The sequence below is a fragment of the Flavobacterium sp. UBA5153 genome, assembly GCA_002413745.1.
In the GTDB taxonomy this organism is placed as follows: Bacteria; Bacteroidota; Bacteroidia; order Flavobacteriales; family Flavobacteriaceae; genus Flavobacterium.
This window is the reverse complement of record DHXP01000018.1, coordinates 107,001-129,159: the sequence shown is the minus strand read 5'-3', so window position 1 is coordinate 129,159 and position 22,159 is coordinate 107,001. Positions and strand designations below refer to the sequence as shown.

19 protein-coding genes are annotated in these 22,159 nt (G+C 35.2%); 9 read left to right on the top strand and 10 right to left on the bottom strand.

Annotation, left to right across the window (positions count from 1 at the left end):
- The 3 genes from B2145_RS04120 to B2145_RS04110 all read right to left on the bottom strand — a co-directional run bounded on the left by B2145_RS04120 (position 1) and on the right by B2145_RS04110 (position 3,425).
- Entirely contained in the window at positions 1–909 is a 909-nt protein-coding gene (locus B2145_RS04120) for a dialkylrecorsinol condensing enzyme DarA (RefSeq protein ID WP_291098604.1), read from the bottom strand.
- A gap of 250 nt (positions 910–1,159) precedes the next feature.
- Positions 1,160–1,891: a 3-oxoacyl-ACP reductase FabG gene (gene fabG / locus B2145_RS04115; protein WP_291098602.1), complete on the bottom strand. Its 732-nt coding sequence runs from the start codon at positions 1,889–1,891 to the stop codon at positions 1,160–1,162.
- A gap of 13 nt (positions 1,892–1,904) precedes the next feature.
- Positions 1,905–3,425 (bottom strand): HAL/PAL/TAL family ammonia-lyase, encoded by a 1,521-nt coding sequence (locus B2145_RS04110; RefSeq protein ID WP_291098600.1) that lies wholly within the window; start codon positions 3,423–3,425, stop codon positions 1,905–1,907.
- Between the two features lie 215 nt (positions 3,426–3,640).
- On the opposite strand from B2145_RS04110, the gene B2145_RS04105 reads away from it, so the two are divergent.
- The 3 genes from B2145_RS04105 to lepA all read left to right on the top strand — a co-directional run bounded on the left by B2145_RS04105 (position 3,641) and on the right by lepA (position 8,104).
- The gene (locus tag B2145_RS04105; RefSeq protein WP_291098597.1) at positions 3,641–4,702 is read left to right on the top strand and encodes a class I SAM-dependent methyltransferase; all 1,062 of its coding nucleotides are present in this window, start codon (positions 3,641–3,643) and stop codon (positions 4,700–4,702) included.
- A gap of 14 nt (positions 4,703–4,716) precedes the next feature.
- Positions 4,717–5,964, top strand: a complete 1,248-nt coding sequence (locus B2145_RS04100; RefSeq protein ID WP_291098594.1) for an NAD(P)/FAD-dependent oxidoreductase — start codon at positions 4,717–4,719, stop codon at positions 5,962–5,964.
- 343 nt (positions 5,965–6,307) lie between these two features.
- On the top strand, positions 6,308–8,104 hold the full coding sequence (lepA, locus tag B2145_RS04095; RefSeq protein WP_291098591.1) for a translation elongation factor 4: 1,797 nt from the start codon (positions 6,308–6,310) through the stop codon (positions 8,102–8,104).
- A 152-nt stretch (positions 8,105–8,256) separates the two neighbouring features.
- On the opposite strand, the gene B2145_RS04090 is transcribed toward lepA, so the two are convergent.
- A complete protein-coding gene (locus tag B2145_RS04090) occupies positions 8,257–9,192 on the bottom strand; it encodes a 1-phosphofructokinase family hexose kinase (protein ID WP_291098588.1) in 936 nt (311 codons plus the stop codon).
- Between the two features lie 94 nt (positions 9,193–9,286).
- On the opposite strand from B2145_RS04090, the gene thiL reads away from it, so the two are divergent.
- A complete protein-coding gene (thiL, locus tag B2145_RS04085; RefSeq protein ID WP_291098585.1) occupies positions 9,287–10,336 on the top strand; it encodes a thiamine-phosphate kinase in 1,050 nt (349 codons plus the stop codon).
- Positions 10,337–10,515: 179 nt separating this feature from the next.
- Here thiL and B2145_RS04080 read toward each other — a convergent pair whose 3' ends face one another.
- The 4 genes from B2145_RS04080 to B2145_RS04065 all read right to left on the bottom strand — a co-directional run bounded on the left by B2145_RS04080 (position 10,516) and on the right by B2145_RS04065 (position 14,675).
- On the bottom strand, positions 10,516–11,211 hold the full coding sequence (locus tag B2145_RS04080) for a response regulator (RefSeq protein ID WP_291098582.1): 696 nt from the start codon (positions 11,209–11,211) through the stop codon (positions 10,516–10,518).
- A gap of 23 nt (positions 11,212–11,234) precedes the next feature.
- Positions 11,235–13,259 carry a tetratricopeptide repeat protein gene (locus B2145_RS04075; protein WP_291098580.1) on the bottom strand — a complete coding sequence of 675 codons (2,025 nt, stop codon included), beginning with the start codon at positions 13,257–13,259 and terminating at the stop codon, positions 11,235–11,237.
- A 120-nt stretch (positions 13,260–13,379) separates the two neighbouring features.
- A complete protein-coding gene (locus tag B2145_RS04070) occupies positions 13,380–13,661 on the bottom strand; it encodes a 3-oxoacyl-ACP reductase (protein WP_291098577.1) in 282 nt (93 codons plus the stop codon).
- A 177-nt stretch (positions 13,662–13,838) separates the two neighbouring features.
- Positions 13,839–14,675: a LytR/AlgR family response regulator transcription factor gene (locus tag B2145_RS04065; protein ID WP_291098575.1), complete on the bottom strand. Its 837-nt coding sequence runs from the start codon at positions 14,673–14,675 to the stop codon at positions 13,839–13,841.
- 328 nt (positions 14,676–15,003) lie between these two features.
- Here B2145_RS04065 and B2145_RS04060 point away from each other — a divergent pair, with 328 nt between their 5' ends.
- The 3 genes from B2145_RS04060 (at position 15,004) to B2145_RS04050 (ending at position 17,019) form a co-directional block, all read left to right on the top strand.
- Positions 15,004–15,333, top strand: a complete 330-nt coding sequence (locus B2145_RS04060; RefSeq protein WP_291098572.1) for an ArsR/SmtB family transcription factor — start codon at positions 15,004–15,006, stop codon at positions 15,331–15,333.
- 232 nt (positions 15,334–15,565) lie between these two features.
- Positions 15,566–16,594, top strand: a complete 1,029-nt coding sequence (arsB, locus tag B2145_RS04055; RefSeq protein WP_291098569.1) for an ACR3 family arsenite efflux transporter — start codon at positions 15,566–15,568, stop codon at positions 16,592–16,594.
- A gap of 14 nt (positions 16,595–16,608) precedes the next feature.
- Positions 16,609–17,019, top strand: coding sequence for an arsenate reductase ArsC (locus B2145_RS04050; RefSeq protein ID WP_291098566.1), 411 nt, complete (start codon positions 16,609–16,611; stop codon positions 17,017–17,019).
- 56 nt (positions 17,020–17,075) lie between these two features.
- On the opposite strand, the gene B2145_RS04045 is transcribed toward B2145_RS04050, so the two are convergent.
- Entirely contained in the window at positions 17,076–18,617 is a 1,542-nt protein-coding gene (locus B2145_RS04045; protein WP_291098563.1) for a glycine--tRNA ligase, read from the bottom strand.
- A 96-nt stretch (positions 18,618–18,713) separates the two neighbouring features.
- On the opposite strand from B2145_RS04045, the gene B2145_RS04040 reads away from it, so the two are divergent.
- Both B2145_RS04040 and B2145_RS04035 read left to right on the top strand, forming a co-directional pair.
- Positions 18,714–19,397: a ComF family protein gene (locus B2145_RS04040; RefSeq protein WP_291098561.1), complete on the top strand. Its 684-nt coding sequence runs from the start codon at positions 18,714–18,716 to the stop codon at positions 19,395–19,397.
- A 218-nt stretch (positions 19,398–19,615) separates the two neighbouring features.
- Positions 19,616–21,268, top strand: coding sequence for an Ig-like domain-containing protein (locus B2145_RS04035; protein WP_291098558.1), 1,653 nt, complete (start codon positions 19,616–19,618; stop codon positions 21,266–21,268).
- Here the strand turns inward: B2145_RS04035 and B2145_RS04030 are convergent.
- Complete coding sequence (locus tag B2145_RS04030; protein WP_291098555.1) at positions 21,263–22,033, bottom strand: nitrilase family protein; 771 nt, start codon at positions 22,031–22,033, stop codon at positions 21,263–21,265. The two genes, B2145_RS04035 and B2145_RS04030, sit on opposite strands and share 6 nt — an antisense overlap.
- Between the last annotated feature and the right edge of the window lie 126 nt (positions 22,034–22,159).

The window sequence follows — 22,159 nt, the reverse complement described above, 5'->3', positions numbered from 1 at the left end:
TTAAATTACTATTCCTTTATAATACGATTTTTCTTTTTTTATTTTATTTAGCATCAATGGATAAAAAATAAGGTAAAATACAAACACTATTGGTGAGATTACCCATATTGCAACCAACAAATAGACTTTAAAAACTTTGAGCCATGTTTTTCTTAATTCTCCTTTTTTAACGATAAAATTGGACCACATTTTAAAAATTTTATTCCCTGTTCTATCTACTGTAATCAGAAATGGTTTAACTCTCACGGCATCAAGTTCTACTAATTTCGATTGTAAATTCTCTAAATTATTATCATTTAAACCCGAAAGAATAACTTTTCCAAATATTGATGATTCTTTAATGTCTTTATCCGAAACTCCTGGCATTGGAAAAATGCCTAAATATTTTCTTTTAATTCCTGAAAACATCCAGTCAAATATAGTAAAAACGCTAATTAAATTTCCAGCTCGGTCAACCAAAGCAATATTTCCTTTGAGTTGAGCATTGTTTTGTTTTAATAATTTTTTTATTTTTTCCTGAGCCATTATCCACATATTTCTGGACCCACTGATAGTTATTACCGGAGTATTATTTAAAAGTATTTTGGCTTCCGGACTTTTTAAAAATGAATTTATGGGGATGGAAGGAGACAAATACCAAACTTGATAATTCAATAGAATTAAATCAAATTTTGTATTTAAAATTTCAGGAGAAATTGGTTTTAAAGCTGTTGGGATTTGCAAAAAAGATTCTGGAAAAGCATCAAAAAAAGCATCATTATTCCAAGGAAAAGGAAACGGTTTTTCTAACTGAATTTCATGAAATGTAACATTAATCTCATCTGAATCCAAAAGTGGCTTCGCAATGTTTCTTGCAATAGATTCCAGTTGTCCCGACTGAGAATAATAGACAACAAGGACGTTTTTCATTTTTTGTGATTTATAAATACGAATATAATTAAAAAATATAATTTATCCTAACAACTAATTTTTATTAATATTTTAAGTAAAAAAATCGCATAAAAAAAGAAATCGTTGTATATTTAAATTATTGAATTTCAAATATTTAAACAACTATCCCTCTTATAATTAATTTTGATAAAGCTACTGATATTTTTTGTTTGTTGATGAATTTTTATGAAAATTCTGACGTAACTATAACTCTTCTATTCATTCTCTTTTAAGAATAAATCCCCCCGTTTATATTAATAATTTCACCTGTAATATAACTGGCCTTTTTAGAAACCAGAAAACTCACTAAATCAGCGACTTCTTCGGCTTCTCCAAAACGATTAACGGGAACCAATTTTATTAATTCTTTCTCGTCTAACTGGCTTGTCATATCGGTTCTGATAAAACCCGGAGCAACAGCATTTACGGTTATCTTTCGTTTTGCTACTTCTTGCGCTAATGCTTTTGTGGCGGCAACAACAGCGCCTTTGGCAGCCGAATAATTGGTTTGTCCCGGAGTTCCTTTTACACCAGAAAGGGAAACTATATTCACAATACGACCATATTTATTGCGCAACATTTTTTGAATAAAAAAATTGGTCACATTAAAAAACCCATTCAAACTGGTATTCACCACGCTTGTCCAATCCTCTGGACTCATCCACATAAACAAACCGTCTTTAGTAATTCCGGCATTATTCACAATCACCTCAACAATCGCTTCCGGATTTGCTTCCTGCCATTGTGTTAATGCTGTTTTTACTTCTTCAAAGTCCGCAACGTTAAAAGGGATAATCTCGCCCGTGGCACCTAATTTCTTTACTTCTTCAAGTGTTTGTTCCGCAGCAGTTTTATTGGACTGATAATTGATTAAAATATGATAATCCGTATCCGCCGCTAATTTTTTACAAATAGCACTGCCAATTCCTCTTGAACCACCTGTTACCAATGCACATTTCATAGACTTCGTGTTTTTATTTTGACATCAGATAATCCTTAACTTTTTGGACAAAAGGATACATTACTTGATCTTCTTTAAATTCAGGGACAATGGCTCTTACATCGTCATACATTTTTCTGGTAACTGACGAAATTTTATCTTTTTGTCCCAATGCATCTATGGCTTGAACGATAGTTATCATTTCAATACTCAATACTTCGAAAGCATTCTCTATTACTTTTGCGGTAATTACCGCAGCATTCGTTCCCATGCTCACAATATCCTGATTGTCATTGTTGTTAGGAATACTGTGGATATACATCGGATTGGACAACATTTGATTTTCGGCTGTCGTTGAAGTCGCCGTAAACTGAACGCCTTGCATTCCGAAATTAAATCCTAAAGTTCCCAGATTTACAAATGGAGGAAGAATTTCGTTGATTTTTGAATTCAGCAAATAATTCAACTGGCGTTCGGCAAGCATCGTCAATTTAGTAATCACAATCTTGAGTTTGTCCATTTCCAAAGAAATATAATCCCCATGGAAATTTCCTCCATGATACACATGTTGGTTTTTTACATCAACAATCGGATTGTCATTTGCCGAGTTAAATTCGTCTTCTAGAATAGATGCCACATTATTTATGGTTTCTAAAACTGGTCCCAAAATTTGAGGAACACAACGCAACGAATAGTATTCCTGCACTTTTTCCTTGAATATATCTTCCTTATTTTCGCCGGTATATAAATGATCTTCTCTTTTTCGGATTAAAGTACTGTCAACAAGATTTTCTCTCATTCTCGCAGCCACTTCACGCTGTCCTTTATGACGTTTGGTATTGTTTAATTCCTCCGAAAAGTGGTCGTCGTAAGCTTGAACTATTTCATTAATGGCACAAGAGCATTTTAGCGACCAATCTAATAATTTATTGGCATTATGAACATTCACAACTCCAATTCCGGTCATTACCGACGTTCCGTTAATCAAAGCTAAACCTTCTCTGATTTCAACCTGAATAGGCTTTAGATTTTCTAATTCGAAAACTTCTTGAGTCGATTTTCTTTCTCCTTTGTAAAAAACTTCGCCTTCACCAATTAGGACTAAAGCCAAATGTGCCAATTGAACCAAATCACCACTGGCACCAACACCGCCGTGTTCGAAAATTAATGGAATAATATCTCTATTGATCAATTCCTTCATCAAATGAATTACCGACGAATGAACGCCAGAATTCCCTAATAAAAGTGTATTTAACCTCGCTAAAATTGCCGCTTTCACACAAATGGCATCTAACGGTTTTCCGGTTCCGGAAGAATGGCTTCTTATTAAATTATATTGCAGTTGGATTCGGTCTTCATCTTTAATTCGATATTGAGCCATTGGTCCGAAACCGGTATTTACACCATAAATCACTTTGTTTTTAGAAAAATCCTTTAAAAAAACAAAGCTTTCATTTACCCTGTTTAAAACAACCTCACTTATAGCTATTTTATTATTTTCAAAGATTATAGATTCAAATTCTTTTAAACTTAAATATTCATTTATAGTGTTCATTCAACTTGTTTATGATTTGTTATTAAATAAATTAAAAATTAATTTTTATTTAGAATTTAATGTGGTTAATTTGATAGATGTAAATATAGCATAATATTGTTTAGAATAGAAAATCAAAACGCCTTTTTGTTCAACTACTCGCACGCTCGCAACAATTCACACCACAACCACGCGAACTGCTACTTATGCATTAAACTAATGCCAAAAACTTAAGAATGAAAGATTTCGGTTCTGACAAAAAGAGTGTTATTCAGGCGAATTTAGACGCACAAAAAATTGCTTTTGCACCAATTATGTTTCAAGCTGCAAAAACACTTAGAAATATAGGAATATTAGATTATCTGTTTAAAAAAGACAAAGCCAGCATTGAAACAATAGCTACCGAATTAAATTTATCTGTTTACGGGGTAAAAGTATTACTGGAAGCTGGTTTAAGTTTAGAAATGGTTTATTTGAAAGACAATGAATTTATTTTGACAAAAACAGGTTATTTTATTTTGAGAGACAAAATGACCAATATCAATATGGATTTTACCCAAGACGTGAATTATCTAGCCATTAATCATCTTGAAGAATCAATAACAAACGGAAAGCCTGAAGGATTAAAAGAACTCGGCGATTGGGATACCGTTTATCAAGGCTTGTCTAAATTGCCAGAAAAAATTAAAAAAAGCTGGTTTGACTTTGATCATTTCTATTCTGACTACACTTTCCCGGATGTAATGCCCATTTTATTTAAGGATGATCCAAAATCTTTCTTGGATGTAGGCGGAAACACAGGTAAGTTTTCATTGCAGTGTGCAAAATATGACCCAAACGTAAAAATCACTATTTTAGATTTGCCAGGACAAGCTAATGTTGCCCGAAAAAACATTGCCAAGGCCGGATTTGAAGACAGAATTTCAGCAACAGACATTAATTTATTAGACAATTCGATTCCTTTTCCAAAAGGTTTTGATGTTATCTGGATGAGTCAGTTTATTGACTGCTTTTCATTAGAGGAAATTTCAGGTCTTTTTAAAAGAGCTCATGAATCAATGACAGCAGATGCTAGTTTTTATATTTTGGAAACCTTTTGGGATTTACAAAAATTTCAAGCCTCAACTTACAGTTTACACGCAACATCCTTATATTTTACAGCTGTTGCCAATGGAAACAGTCAAATGTATCATTCACAAGATGTTTTGAATTTAATTGAAAAAACTGGTTTTGTGGTTGATGAACTTCATGAAATCATAGGAATGAGCCATACTTTGATTAAATGCAAGAAAAAATAATTTAAATTTAAATTATGTTACAGGAATACGTAGATGTTTTAATAATTGGTGCTGGCCCTTCCGGATGTGTTTCGGCATCATACCTTCATAATAACAATGTCAAGGTGAAAATAGTCGAAAAAACAAAATTTCCCAGGCTGGTCGTTGGCGAAAGCTTAATTCCTCGCGTTATGGATCATTTTGCCGAAGCGGAATTATTTGAATGTTTAGATGCAATGAATTTCGAAAAAAAATTGGGAGCTCGATTCATTCGAGGCGAAGAAATTTGCATTTTTGATTTTAGTAAAAAATTTGGAAAAGGTTGGGATTGGACGTGGCAAGTGCCAAGAGCCGATTTTGACAACACAATGGCACAAGAAATAATCAGAAAAGGAATTGATTTAGAATTTGAATCGGAAGTTGTGGCAGTTACTTTTGAAGGAAAGAATTCTAAAACTATCGTTAAAGATGCAGCCGGAAATCTAAAAGAAATTCACGCCAAATTCATCATAGATTCCAGCGGTTATGGCAGAGTTTTACCTCGGCTTTTAGATTTAGACACACCCTCAAAATTAGATCCGCATTCTTCTATTTTCACACATGTGGAAGACCTCAACAGACCTGAAGGCGAAGAAGGAACTATGATTTCTTTTGATATTCTGGAAACCCAAGTGTGGCTATGGGTAATTCCTTTTTCTAACGGAAATACAAGTTTAGGCATTGTTGGCCCGACCGATTTTATCAATTCGCTTTCAGAAAACAAAGACAATACCGAAGCGCTAAAAAAGGCCATTCAACTTTCTGATTATTATATCAAACGATTTAAGGGAGTTGATTTCTTGTTTGAACCGGTGAAATTGGAAAATTATTCCCGTTCGGTAAAAAAAATGTATGGTGACGGTTTTGCTTTAACCGGCAATAGTTCGGAATTTTTGGATCCCGTTTTCTCCTCAGGAGTTGCTTTTGCTGCCGAATCCGGAATACTTGCTGCTAAACTTTATTTGAAAGAATCACAGGGAATTGCAGTCGATTGGGAAGAAGAATTTACAGGATATATGAAACGAGGAATTGCCGTTTTTACCACTTATGTAAAAGAATGGTACACCGGAAATCTGCAGACATTATTTTTTCATCAACCGGAAAACCCAGATGTAAAACGTAAAATTTGTGCTGTTTTAGCTGGTTATGTTTGGGACGAAACCAATCCTTTTGTAAAAAAACACGATAATTTAATTAAAAACATGGCTTATATCATCGAAATGGATAATAAGAAAAACAAATAACACTATGGCTACTAGTGATTTTTTTATTTTGTTTTTAAAATGTTTATAAAATTGAAAGATGAATATTTTAAATTAAAATTTTAAAAACACATCATTATTCTTTTATCTTGAAACTCCTTTGACGCTGATTAACTTTGAATTATCTTTGCAGATTAATTATCGCAATAAGCGATTGCGTGAGGGATTACTTCACTATACTTTTATTTTTATAGGAGTTCAGTGAATTTCATTTGCAGAGGAAATCCTTGTTGTTGAGAGATTGCCACACAAGCTCGCAATGACAAGATTGTAACGAAAAGCCCGACCCTTGCGGTCACACCAAAAAAATTGACATAAACAAAGAATGAAAAACATACGGAATTTTTGCATTATTGCACACATTGATCACGGGAAAAGTACGCTTGCTGACCGACTTCTTGGCGCAACAAATACGGTAACTGCGCGTGAAGAAAAAGCGCAATTGCTTGACAATATGGACTTGGAGCGCGAACGTGGAATCACGATTAAAAGTCACGCGATTCAGATGGAATACACTTATAAAGGGGAAGAATACATCCTGAATTTGATTGATACTCCTGGTCACGTTGATTTTTCGTATGAAGTTTCCCGCTCGATTGCGGCTTGTGAAGGCGCACTTTTGATTGTGGATGCGGCACAAAGTATTCAGGCACAAACGATTTCAAATTTATATTTGGCGCTAGAAAATGACTTGGAAATTATTCCGATTTTGAATAAAGTAGATTTGCCAAGTGCCAATCCGGAAGAAGTAAGTGATGATATTGTTGACCTATTAGGTTGCAAATTGGAGGATATTATTCACGCTTCGGGGAAAACGGGCCTGGGTGTCGAAAATATTTTGGCAGCCATTATCGAAAGAATTCCTCCACCAAAAGGAAATATAGACGAACCGTTGCAGGCTTTAATTTTCGACTCTCATTACAATCCGTTTCGTGGAATTGAAGTTATTTTTCGTGTGAAGAATGGACAAATCCGAAAAGGCCAGAAAATAAAGTTTATGGCAACCGGAAATGAATATTTTGCGGATGAAATTGGCACATTAAAATTAAATCAAGTTCCGAAACAAGTTATTTCTGCAGGTGATGTTGGTTATTTGATTTCGGGAATTAAAGAGGCAAAAGAGGTAAAAGTGGGCGACACGTTGACGGATGCAAAAACGCCAACAACCAATATAATTCAAGGTTTTGAAGATGTGAAACCGATGGTTTTTGCGGGGATTTATCCTGTGGACACTGAAGATTATGAGGAGTTGAGAAACTCTATGGAAAAACTGCAGTTGAACGATGCTTCCTTGGTATTTTTGCCAGAAAGTTCTGCGGCATTGGGATTTGGTTTCCGCTGTGGATTCTTAGGAATGTTGCATATGGAAATTATACAAGAGCGTCTTGAACGAGAGTTTAATATGACCGTTATCACAACCGTTCCCAACGTTTCGTATTTGGCTTACACCAAAAAAGATCCGGAAAAACCATTGGTTGTAAACAATCCAACAGATTTACCCGAGCCTTCTCGTTTAGACCATGTTGAAGAGCCTTTTATAAAAGCTACCATTATTACTAAATCCGATTATGTTGGAAATGTAATGTCCTTGTGTATTGAGAAACGCGGTTTAATTACGAATCAAACTTATTTGACAACTGAACGCGTAGAATTGACTTTTGACATGCCTTTGGCAGAGATTGTATTCGACTTTTATGACCGTTTGAAGACCGTTTCTAAAGGTTACGCTTCATTTGATTATACGCCAATTGGGATGCGAACTTCAAATTTGGTAAAAGTAGATATATTGTTAAATGCTACCATTGTTGATGCTTTGTCTTCCTTAATGCATGCCGATAATGCATATCAAATAGGTAAAAAAATGTGCGAAAAATTGAAAGAATTAATTCCGCGTCAGCAATTTGATATTCCTGTTCAAGCAGCTATTGGGGTGAAAGTAATTTCTCGTGAAACGATAAAAGCCTTACGAAAAGATGTTACCGCAAAATGTTATGGTGGCGATATTTCTCGTAAACGTAAACTTTTAGAGAAACAGAAAAAAGGTAAAAAACGAATGCGTTTAGTTGGAAATGTAGAAATCCCGCAAGAAGCATTTATGGCGGTGTTGAAGTTGAATGATTAATTTTAAAAAAAAGAGAATAGACGGATCGATAATAGAGAAAACCTGATAATGAAAATTGTCAGGTTTTTTTGTTATATCGTAGAGACGCACTGCAGTGCATCTCTACCATTATGCGTCTCTACATTTGTGCATATCTACCATTGTATGCGTCTCTACGATGTTTTATTTAACTGCTCAAACAATCGCTTGACATCCTCCAATTTAAATAATTGCGTTCCTTCATTCATTGTTGCAGCAGAACCACAGGCAACTCCCCATTGCACGACTTCTTTTAAACTTTTGTTTTGGGACAATGCCCAAACCATTGCGCCAACCATACTGTCGCCTGCTCCTACGGTGCTTTTCTTGACCACATTTGGCGCAGGAACGAACTCTGTTTGAGTTGCCGTTACCAAAACTGCTCCTTGAGAACCTAATGAAACCACCACGATTTCGGCACTTCCTTTTTGGATTAATGTTCGTGCTGCTTGCTCGACTTCATCCCTTTCCAATCTTTCGACTCCAATTAATTTAGCCAATTCCCCAATATTTGGTTTCATTAAATACACCCCTGTTTCCAGAACTTTTTTCAATGCTTCCCCTGAAGTATCCACTATTATTTTTGTGCCGGATTCCTTGGCTAAATCGGCAATGTGCTGATAGAAATCTGTCGACAATCCTTCGTTTAAACTGCCGCTTGCCACTAAATATTTGGGTTTTAATTCTTGAATTGTTTGAATGATATCCTCTTTTTCGGCATTTGAAATTACAGCTCCAGGAAAACAAAAACGATATTGCGCATTGGTATTGGTGTCCAAAGCCACCAGATTTTCCCTAGTCCAATTTTGTGTTGGTATTGTTTTTATGGCAATTCCTTCTTGCCGTACCAATTCTTCCAACTTGATTCCCGGTGATCCACCCGAAGTAAATACACATAATGATTCTCCTCCTAAACGGGCAATGGCTTTAGAAACATTGATTCCGCCACCTCCTGCATCATAACGTGGTGCTCCGCAACGGATTTTTTGTTCCGCTACCAAGCCTGTAAAATGTGCACTTTTATCAAGAGATGGATTGACGGTCAAGGTTACGATATCGGATGTTTTCATTTTATAAATTTAAAGTCGCAATAAATTTAATGAATATTTGTGCAATTTGCGGCAAAAAATTCTTCGTACCTTCGCAACTTCAAAAACAAAAATAATGATCGAAGATAAATCACCTCAACGCACCAGTATTGCACAGCTTGGAGAATTTGGACTTATAGAACACCTTACAAAAAACTTTATCCCATCACAACCCTCAACCCTGAAAGGAATTGGTGATGATGCCGCAATTCTTGATTTTAAAGACAAAAAAGTAGTTGTTTCTACAGATTTGTTGATAGAAGGCGTTCATTTTGACTTGGCTTATGTGCCCTTGAGACATTTGGGCTACAAGGCTGTCGTGGTAAACGTTTCCGATATTTGTGCGATGAATGCCAAAGCCACTCAAATCCTGATTTCGATAGCGGTTTCTAATCGTTTTCCGCTGGAAGCTCTAGAAGAATTATTTGACGGAATTTCTCGTGCTGCCGATGAATATAAGGTTGATGTTATTGGTGGTGACACGACTTCTTCGCAAAAAGGATTGATTATCAGCATTACCGCTATTGGCGAAGCCGATGAAAATGAAATTGCGTATAGAAACGGAGCAAACCAAACGGATTTATTGGTGGTAACCGGTGATATTGGAGCCGCTTATATGGGATTGCAGGTTTTGGAACGGGAGAAACAAGTTTTTCAGGTAAACCCGAATTCGCAACCTGATCTGGACGCATACACGTATTTAATTGAACGCCAATTGAAACCCGAAGCCCGAAAAGATGTGCGCACCTTATTGCATGCATTGGAAATAAAACCAACATCGATGATTGATATTTCGGATGGATTGTCGTCGGAAATCATTCATATATGTAAACAATCAAAAGTAGGTTGTAACTTGTATGAAGATAAATTGCCTCTCGATCCACAACTGATTTCGACTTGTGAAGAATTTAATCTGGATTCAACTACAGTGGCAATAAATGGTGGCGAAGATTATGAATTACTTTTTACCATTGCGATGGAAGATTTTGACAAGATAAAAGGGAATCCGAATTTTACGATTATAGGTCATATGACTCAGGAAAGCGAAGGAATCCATTTGGTGACTCGCGCCAATACTCGAATTCCCTTGAAAGCCAGAGGCTGGAATTCTTTGAGTGAAGAATAGATTTTTTTCATTTTAGTTTTGAATTTACTAGCAAAAACACAACTATTTGTCATTCCGACGCAGGAGGAATCTCAACAAACCTGAGCAACTAACTGAGATTCCTCCTGCGTCGGAATGACAAAATTATAAAACTCTATTTCCGTAAACTTTAAGCAAAATGACAATAATTTGAGTTGATCCTAAAATAACAACCCTTTGTTTTTGGCCTCCCTAACTAATTCAATATCACTTCCGTCTACTAGATTCAATAATTCTTTTAAATTTTGTTTTCTTTTTTCGATTGCGCTTAAAGTGATGGGGATATATTGTGGAATATCTGTTATTTTTGTCCCTTTTGAAATATGAAACAAAATTTGTTTGTCAAATAGGTCGATTTCCATAGCTTCATGTTGATCCTGATCCATCATCTTTTGAATCGACTGACTATAATATGTTTCATTTTTTATCACTTTGTCAAAGCCAAAAAGCAACTCGTCAAATGTTAAATCATTTTTTATAACTAGCCCACTAGGGTTTATGGTATCAATAATGTTCTTTATTTTAAGCAATTCCGTGTACATGGTGAGTAAAATAATTTTGCATTTTGGCATGAATTCGTTTAACAATTTTGCCAAATCCTCACCAGAAAAAAGACCCTTTTCTTCATACGTTGGCATACTGATATCTAAAAAAGCGATATCAAAAGCCAAAGTGTCCGGGTTTGTAATAATATCGTATGCTGATTTGCAATCATTGGCTTGCGAAATAAAAAATTCAAATTCTTTTGGATTGTATCTTGTAATAGCATTCTTGTAACCTTCTATAATAAAAGGATGATCATCTACGATTAGTATGTTGTTTTTAATTGTTGATTCGGTAGTTGAGTCAATTGTCATTTCTCTGTAATTATTATTTGTCGTTATATTGGGACTGTAACTGTAATGATTGTTCCTTCTCCTTTTTTAGATTTTATGTCGAATGTTCCTTTGCATTCATTAATTCTGGAAAGCATATTTTGCAAGCCAATTCCTTTTTTTGTCTTGTTTACATCAAATCCAATCCCGTCATCACTTATTTCTAAAAGCAAATTGTCGACGCCTTTTTTGAATTCTACCTTGATGGCATTGGCATTGGCATACCTGTTAATATTTTGAAGTGACTCCTGGACAATTCGATATAAATTAATTTTAATGGAATTACTCATCGATTCCCATTTGATGTTCGAATCAATAGTGGAAACTAATTTTGATTTGAACGTCTTTTTTTGTTCTTCTAATAAGTTGTCTACAATGGCTACGAAGTTATTAATTAATTCCGATTTCTCCCTGTTCAAATCATGTGAAATTTCACGAATATCTTGTTCAATATTTTTCAATTCTGATAAGTAGCTGTTTCTTTGATGGGCAGCCGTTTCATCGTGAATTTTATTCAAACTGTCCAAGTTCATCCGCACACCAAACATTCTTCCCAGAACACCATCATGCAATTCTTGCGCCACTCTTTTTTTCTCTTTTATCCTGATGGTTTCCACATCGCTTTGTTGCGAAATCATTAAACTATAGATTTCCTCATTGACTTTTTGTTGTTCTTGTTTGAACAACAATTCCCTGTTTTTGGCTTTTTGCGCTTTAATGATGTACAAAAACAAGCCCACTATCAAAATAGAACCAAAAATGTACACCAAATTCCTGTTCTGGGTGGTTAAAGCCGAGTTTTCCTGTTTAATTTCATCTGTTTCATATTCTATACGGGAAAATTTATTTCCCGTTTTTCGATCAGCTTTTTGCAAACTATCATTAATGTGAATATATTCCTTGTTATAAATAGTCGATTTCTTGGGTTCTATAACCGCCAATTGTTTCAGGGGCAACAATAAATTCCTGTTATTTTTTGAATTTCGAGCTGTGGCAAGTGCTTCATTGGAATATTGTAACGCTTTTATAGTATCATTTTGAGACGCATAATATTCAGACAAATGGATTTGACTGATGATAATTCCAATTGTTAAATGCAAACTGTCTCTCAATTTCAATGATTCATTGAACATTTCAGAAATTCCGTTGTATTCTTTCAGTTTGAATCTGGAATATCCTAAATTATCCAACAACGCCGCATAAACTATTGGTTTGTATAAAAGTAAATCATTTTTATGTTCCATGCCTTTTAGAAAATAAGGTATTGCCTCTTTGTTTTTATTAAAATTTTGATAGACTAACCCTATGTTGTTCAATGAGGTAGCCTTCGACTGAAATATTATGTTTGTAGTTTTGTCATCGATACTGGATAAGGCCTTATTATGATATTCAATAGCTTTTTCATATTCCCCCAATTCGTTGTAAATTAATCCTAAAAGGTTATAGGATTCATAAACTGTTTCGTTTGCATTTTCTCCTTTCAGGACACTTAAAGCCTTGAATACTGCTATTTCACTCCCCATAAAATCGCTTTCATTGTATTGCAACAATGCCTTGCTCAATCGTGTTTTGGCAAGATTCAAATTGTCATTGAGTTTAAGATACATTTTTTCTGCCTTGAAATAATACATAAAAGCACTGTCAGAAACAGATTGTGAACCATAAAAGTCCCCCAAATACGTATAGGCTTTAGCTGAACTCAAAGTATCTTTACTTTGTTCTGATTTTTTTAAAACTAATTGAACGGTTTTCTTATAATCTCTCCAATTGTTAATGTTATAGTAGCGATTTGCCACCCTAAATAAATACACTCGATTCATTGAATCATTGGGTTGATTAATGATGATGGCAAGTGCTTTTTGATTATATTTTTGCCTTTTATCAGAAGTTGAACTAAAATCATTTGCCAAGGAAAGATAGGTAGACAAACTATCTTGGGTTGAATTAACAACATTTTTATTTTGACTTTTTTTGGTACAGCCAAAAAAAACGAACAGCAATAGTACTAATATGTAGTAGGTGTTTTTCAATAGTTTTTTTGAATTGCATCAAAAATACTAAAATAAAACTATTGGAATAAAAAAAAGGCTATCAAAAAATTGATAGCCTAAAATATTTATAAAAATAAATTATTCAAATAAGATAAATTATTAGTCTACTTTAGCATTTCCTCCTGCAACTCCTGAACCTGCAGCATCTACTTTAGCGTTTCCTCCTGCTATCCCTGAACCTGCTGCATCTACTTTAGCGTTCCCTCCTGCTATCCCTGAACCTGCAGCATCTACTTTAGCGTTTCCTCCTGCAACTCCAGAACCTATAGCTTCAACAGTGGTGTTATTGTTTACAGTTACTTTACTTGTTTCAGGTGTCGTAAAAGAGGTTAATATCATTACCAATGAAAATAATCCGATTGTTAAAGTTGCTTTTTTCATAATTAGGGGTTTATATTATTATATGATTTTACATTGTTATATGACTTGCGAATACCGCGGTGCCACAGTGTAAAACTACATAGCATCTCTCGAATTTACCTACAAAAACAGGCGTTTATGGTGGAATGCAGCCGTCTGATAGTGAATGACCGTCAAATTAGGGTAGATGGATATTTTTTAGATTTCCAGATAATTTCCATTGGCAAATTCAGAGATAATAAGGTCAACATTTACCTTATAGGATTTAGAAAATGGAATTTTTATGGTGCTGTTTTTAATATAACAAACCGAATTCCCGGTATGAATCCTGGAAATATAATTGCGATTGACGATATAACTGTTATGAATTCTGATAAAAGGATAGGACAAAATTCCTTCAAAATGTTTGAGTGTTTTGAAAGCAGTGACCATTTCGCCATTATTCAAGTGAATGTCGGTAGAATTATTGTCGGCCTGAAAATAACAAATGTCTTTAGCATCTATGTACCTATAATCACCGTAGGATTTGATGCATAATACAAGCGTTTGCTCGACATTTGAAATTTCTTGTTGCACTGATTGTACCAGTTTTGGCTCTACCAACCCTTTTGGTTCCTCATCAGGAACCGAAGTTTGGGTCACAAAAACCTCATCTTCACCAATCGATTTATTCAATTTTAAAATCGATTTTATTAAATCAATTCGTTGTACTGGTTTCAACACATAATCAGCTACTTCATATTGTATGGCTTCAAAAGCCAAATCTTTTTTAGAGGTAGTGACAATGATTTTCGGAATTACTTTCAAATACCGATAAAGTTCATTGATAAGTGCCAATGATAAATTACTCTTTTTATCGGCAGGGTCAATTTCGAGAAAAATTATTTTTGGAGTATGTTCTAATATAAGATTTAAACCGTCCGTATAGTTATTAGCCATTGCCACGAAGACAAGCTCCGAAAAACCGTCAGCAATTGCTTTAGTTTTCAAAACACTTTCTTGATCGTCGTCAATAATAATGTATGGCAAATTCATCAATGTCTTGTCCTAATTTGTTAGGCATAACATTAGATGTTCAAAGTAAATTTACTTTGAATGATTAAGTGATTTAAGGTAGTTTTGGGAAACTAATTAAACAAAAGCGTTTATTATTTAATAAAAAAAGGCTGTTTAACAAGCTAAAAATAAACATTTACAGCATTTTTCATATAAGTTGTTAATATATTTTGAACAAATGTTAATACATTAAAATGAACTGCAAAAAAATCCGATAAAATGCAGAGGAAAATCGATTTAAAACCATTTTAAAATAAATTTACCAGATTATTTTTGCCAACTCAAAAACATATCGTAATATTGCGATATGGGAATAACAAAGACAATAGGTTTCTCAACAGAAACCAACGAAATGGCCGAAATCCTAAAAGCATTAGGACATCCGGCTCGCTTGGAAATAGTAAAAATTTTGATGACATCACCCTCTTGCATTTGTGGTGATATCGTGGAAGTTTTGCCATTGGCACAATCAACCGTTTCCAAACATTTATCCGAATTAAAAAAAGTGGGTATAATTAAAGGAACCGTAACAGGAAACAATATTTGTTACTGTTTAGATGAAAAGGTCATTCAATCGATTCAAAGCTTTATAAGCTTGGTGCAAACCACTTGCAAAACCGATTCGTCTTGTTGCTAAAATTATGAAATAAAAAAAGCCAAAAATTAACCTAACCTCATTTTAAGTTTGTTATTATCAGAATAAACAACTCGCTTATTTGTCATTCCGACGCAGGAGGACTCGAGCAAAGCGAACAGGCGAAGCAATCTCTGTTTGTTGCTCTCGTTAGTTGGGATTCCTCCTTTGTCGGAATGACAAAATAACAAGAATTTAAACTAGTAATCTTAACACTTAATTAATATAATCCTATATGAAAAAGCTATCTTTCCTAGACAATTACCTAACCCTTTGGATCTTTATGGCGATGTTGCTTGGTGTGGCGTTGGGATATTTCGTCCCATCTGTTTCAAATAACATAAATGCAATGAGTTCGGGGACAACCAATATTCCGATTGCCATTGGACTGATATTAATGATGTACCCGCCACTGGCAAAAGTCAATTATAAATTATTGCCAACTGTCTTTAAAAATACCAAAATCCTGTCAATTTCGCTGATATTGAATTGGGTAATCGGACCATTATTAATGTTTTTCTTGGCCATCACATTTTTGAGGGATTATCCAGAATACATGATCGGTTTAATATTAATCGGTTTGGCTCGATGCATCGCAATGGTTTTGGTATGGAATGATCTAGCCGAAGGAAACGCAGAATATGGCGCTGGATTAGTAGCGTTGAATAGCATTTTCCAAGTATTCTTCTACAGTTTTTACGCTTGGATTTTTATCACAATATTGCCTCCCTATTTTGGTTTTGAAGGTGCTATCGTTACTATTTCAATCCTAACGATTGCAAAAAGTGTTGCTGTTTATTTAGGAATTCCGTTTGTGCTGGGCTTTTTCAGCCGATTAATTTTGGTAAAACTAAAAGGCGAAGATTGGTACACCAACACATTTATACCCGCCATTTCACCCATCACGTTAATCGCTTTATTGGCGACCATAATCGTAATGTTCAGTTTAAAAGGCGAACTTATCGTAAAAATTCCGCAAGACATCATCATCATTGCCATACCAATGCTTATCTACTTTGCCATTATGTTTTTGATTGGCTTTTTTGTAACCAAAGCAGTTGGCGCGAGCTATGACAAAAATGCTGCCGTTGCTTTTACTGCCGCGGGAAACAATTTCGAACTGGCAATTGCGGTCGCGATATCCGTTTTCGGTCTCAATTCTGGCGAAGCTTTTACTGGAGTCGTGGGTCCATTGGTCGAAGTTCCTGCTTTGATTTTATTGGTTAAAGTAGCTTTTTGGTTAAAGAAAAAATATTATAAATAATAGCATCTAAAAAAATGAAAAAAATTCTAGTTTTATGCACCGGAAATTCGTGCAGAAGCCAAATGGCTCATGGTTATTTACACCATTTCGGAAAAGACAAAGTCAAAGTTTATAGCGCCGGCGTGGAAATACACGGACTCAATCCGTTTGCAGTGGGAATTATGGCAGAAGACGGAATCGACATCTCCAAACACACTTCAAACCACGTGGACGAATATTCGGATATTGCTTTCGATTACGTTATAACGGTTTGCGACAATGCCAAGGAAGCTTGTCCGTTTTTTCCAACGAAAACCAAAACCATTCACCACAACTTTGAAGATCCTTCCAAATCTTCGGGAACGGCCAAGGAATTAATCGCCGAATTCCGTAAAGTGCGTGACCAAATAAAAATCTTTTCTAAGGAGTTTGTCACTTCAATTTAATCCCAAAAAAAATGCTTCTCGATCGAGAAGCATTTTTTTTATAAATAGCGATGTAACTACATTTTCATCAACCAGTTTTTCATTGAAACTTCATTTTCAATAATTGATTTCAAATCCGCGATTTTTACACGGTCTTGTTTCATAGAATCTCTGTGACGAATCGTTACGGTTTGGTCTTCGATAGTTTGATGATCCACCGTGATACAGAAAGGAGTCCCCAATGCATCTTGCCTTCTGTAACGTCTTCCTACAGCATCTTTTTCATCATAAGCCACATTGAAATCCCATCTTAAATCTTCGATGATTTTATGTGCTATTTCTGGCAATCCGTCTCTTTTTATTAATGGCAAAACGGCTGCTTTTGTTGGCGCAAGTACTGATGGCAATTGTAAAACAGTTCGCGTAGAACCATCTTCCAATGTTTCTTCTTTTAATGAAGTGGCAAAAACTGCCAAAAACATTCTGTCTAATCCAACCGAAGTTTCCACCACATAAGGCGTATAATTTGAGTTGGTTTCGGTATCGAAATATTGCATTTTTTTACCGGAGAACTTCTCGTGTGCTTTCAAATCAAAATCAGTTCGGGAATGAATTCCTTCTAATTCCTTGAATCCGAAAGGGAAGTTAAACTCAATATCGGCAGCGGCATTGGCATAATGAGCCAGTTTTTCGTGGTCGTGAAAACGGTAATTTTCTCTTCCCAAACCAAGAGATAAGTGCCAGTTTAGTCGAGCAGTTTTCCAATGTTCGTACCATTGCATTTCTTCTCCTGGTTTTACGAAAAATTGCATTTCCATTTGTTCAAATTCACGCATACGGAATATGAATTGTCTGGCAACAATCTCGTTTCTAAAGGCTTTTCCGGTTTGAGCAATCCCGAAAGGAATTTTCATTCTACCTGATTTTTGAACATTCAAAAAGTTGACAAAAATTCCTTGTGCCGTTTCTGGACGCAAATATAAATCCATTGCCGTATCGGCAGATGCACCTAATTTTGTGCCAAACATCAAGTTAAATTGACGCACTTCAGTCCAGTTTCTGGATCCACTTTCCGGACAAGCAATTTCCAGTTCTTCGATTAATGCTTTTACGTCTTCCAAGTCTTCGTTGCCAAGCGAACGAGCCATTCTTTCGAGAATTTCTCTTTCTTTCGCTTTATATTCAACAACTCTGGTGTTTGTGGTTATAAATTCCTGTTCATTGAAAGCGTCACCAAAACGAGTACGTGCTTTTTCAATTTCTTTGATTGCTTTTTGATTTAGCTTTTCGGCATAATCTTCAATCAAAACATCGGCTCTGTATCTTCTTTTCGAATCTTTGTTGTCAATTAATGGATCATTGAAAGCGTCCACGTGGCCCGATGCTTTCCAAGTTGTGGGATGCATCAATATCGCCGCGTCAAGTCCAACGATATTATCGTTCAATTGAACCATCGCCTTCCACCAATATTCGCGTATGTTCTTTTTTAATTCGACTCCGTTTTGTGCATAATCATATACCGCACTTAAACCATCGTATATTTCGCTTGACGGAAAAATAAATCCGTACTCTTTTGCGTGCGAAACTACATTTTTGAATAAATCTTCTTGTTTTGCCATAATGATGCAAAAATATAAAAAGTGAACTTAAAAAAAAGGAAATAGTTGAAGTTTGAAGCATCGATTTGCCTATTTTTATAAATAAATTGGCTTTTTATGTTTAAAAATAGTATCAATCTATTTTTTCCTCCTGTTTGTGCGGGTTGTCATTCGTTTTTATTGTCGAATGAAAACGTGATTTGCACACTTTGCCGACACAATATTCCATTGACAAATCATCATTTGAATCCAGAGAACGAAGCCTTCAAAAAATTTTACGGAAGAATTCCTGTCGAATATACTTCGGCATTGCTGTATTTTCACAAAAAAGGAATCGTACAGGAATTAATTCACAACTTGAAATACAAAGGACAGGAAGAAATTGGGACAGTTCTGGGCACGTGGTATGCAGAAGACTTGAAAAACTCGACAATAATCCAATCGGTCGATGAAATTATTCCGGTGCCTTTGCATAAAAGAAAACTTAGGGAAAGAGGCTACAATCAGGTGGCCAATTTTGGACGAGCACTTTCCAAAGATTTGAATTTGAAATATAATGACTCGGTATTATTTCGAAAAGTGTATTCAAAAACACAGTCCAAGAAAAATCTATTGAATCGAAGCGATGGAATCGACACCATTTTTGATGTTTCATTTACAGAAAAAGACCATCATAAACATTTTCTGTTGATCGACGATGTTATCACGACCGGCTCCACTCTAGAGGCTTGTTCGCACGCATTGCTCAAAATTCCTGGCGCAAAAATCAGCATTGTTTGTATGGCGATGGCACATTCGTGATTTATTTTTAAACCAAACGACGTTCTGAAAAACGAACGGTTTTAGCCCAGATGGAAACGGCATCCCACGCTTTTTTGCGTGGATACAGTGTACAGCTGGAAATAGCTCCTCCTTCGACTTCGCTCAGGATGACAAAATGGAATTTATAATTCTATTTAAAACATTTCTTTTACAGCGAATATAATTGTTATTTTGTAGCTTCTAAATTCTGATTGATCATGTTGAAAAACAACTTTAAATATATTCTGTTTCTGCTTGTATTGGCAATGATTGGCTGTGCCAAAAGGGGAAGTATTACTGGCGGATTGAAAGATACTATTGCGCCAGTTTTGAAAATGAGTTTCCCTAAAAATTTCAGCACTAATTTTAAAGGAAACGAAATTAAATTGACTTTTGACGAATATATCAAGCTGAAAAACCTGAAGAAGCAATTGATTATTTCGCCGCCAATGAAACACGAACCTTTGATATTGCCGACCAATGCGAGCAAATATATTACCATAAAAATCAACGACACGCTACAACCCAATACTACTTATAGCTTCAATTTTGGCCAAAGTATTGCTGATAATAATGAGGGAAATCCATACAACCAGTTCAAATATGTGTTTTCGACAGGCGCTTATATCGATTCTTTGACGCTTGGAGGAAGCGTGAAAGATGCCTATAACAAGGAAGTGGAGTCATTTGTTTCGGTGATGCTTTATGATGTGAATGATAAATTCAAGGATTCGGTGGTTTATAATAAAAATCCGAAATATGTTACCAATACTTTAGACAGTTTGAAAACTTTTAAACTCGAAAATTTAAAAGCCGGGAAATATCTTTTGGTGGCAATGAAAGATTATAACTCGAATAATAAATTCAATCCCAAAAAAGACAAAATTGGATTCAATAAACAGTTCATTACCATTCCGAATGATACGCTTTACGAATTAAAATTATTCAAGGAAGTCCTTCCGTTCAAGGCTTTCAAACCCATTCAAGCGTCGGGAAACAGATTGATTTTGCCTTATGAAGGAAATTCTAATAAATCGGAAATCACGTTAAAAAACAAGGTCGAAATTCTGCCAACAATTATTACCAAGTTTCCAAAAAAGGATTCGCTGCAAGTTTGGTTTAAGCCCTTAAAAGTAGATTCGCTGGCATTAGCAGTTTCAAAAGACAAGTACAAAGGAAACTTTAGTTTTAAAATTAAAGACCAGAAAAAAGACACTTTAAATATCGTTCCAGTACAAAATGGTGCTTTGAATTTCAGGGAGCAATTTACCTTGGAAAGTGCCACGCCATTGACGCATTTTGACAATTCGAAAATAAAACTCATCAATAAGGATTCTGTTTCGGTAGATTTCACGACTAAATATGATGATTTTAACCAACGATTATTTTTCGACTTTAAAAAAGAACCTTCCGAAAAATATACTTTTACGATTATGCCGGGAGCATTGACTGATTATTTGGAACAATCGAATGATACTTTAGTTTATAATTTGAATACTCGAAGTTTATCTGATTATGGAAATCTCATCGTGAATCTACAAAACGTAAAACATTTTCCCGTAATTGTAGAGTTGACGAATGCAAAAGGAGATGTTTTGGCTTCGGAATATTCTGAAAGCAAGACTAAAATCGAATTTAATTTGGTGGAACCCGCCCTATTTTCGCTTAGATTAATTTATGACGAAAACAAAAACAAGGAATGGGATACGGGCAATTATTTAGAAAAACGTCAAGCCGAGGAAGTGATTTATTTTTCGAAGGAAATAGATGTTCGCGCTAATTGGGATGTAGAACAAGTTTTTGATGTGAGTCTTCCCTATAGTCCGGAACCGAAAAAGAAAACAATCAAAAAGAAGAAGAAGAAATTATAAATTTCGTATTTCGAAAGAATCCCTGTCGTTGAGAAAACCAAGTTTTTGTCTTGTTTCGAGCATTTTTTCCTTGTTGAATTCCACAATGAATACGCCTTCAGTTTCTTGTGGTTCCAGAACATAATTCCCTAGAAAATCAACCGCTTGCGAATGCCCAACATATTCGTATCCACTTTTATCCGAACCTGTCCTGTTCACGCCAATCGTGTAACACATGTTTTCAACCGAACGCGCTTGGAGCAAAATATCCCAGGCATTGATTCGTGGTTTTGGCCAATTGGCAACATAAATCAACAAATCATAATCTTCCACATTGCGGGCAAAAACCGGAAAACGCAAATCGTAACATACGAGCGGACAAATTTTCCAACCTAAATAATCTACAATCAGTTTTTGGTTTCCTTTTGTATACGCTTTATCTTCTCCAGCGGGTGTGAACAAATGGTTTTTATCGTAAAATTGTATTGCCCCTGACGGAAAAACAAAAATTAATCTATTATAGAAATTATTGTTTTCCTTGATGATTAGACTTCCCATAATAGCGCTGTTCTTGGCTTTTGCCAAAGATTGCAGCAGCAAAATCGTTTCTCCTTGCATTGTTTCGGCAACATCGCTTGGATTCATAGTGAAACCTGTCGTGAACATTTCGGGAAGCACAATCAAATTCACTTTTTCAGTGACAGCATTGATTTTTTCTTCGAAATAGTTTCGGTTAGCGATTGGGTTTTCCCAGAATAATGGTGATTGGATTATGGCTATTTTCATTTTATAAAATTAGTGAAATTTGGCATACAAATCCAAACTTATAAAATGAAGACGAATTCTACGAATTAGGAATTTAAAAAACTTGAACTTCAATTAATCACTATTTAAAATCTATAAAAATCCCAT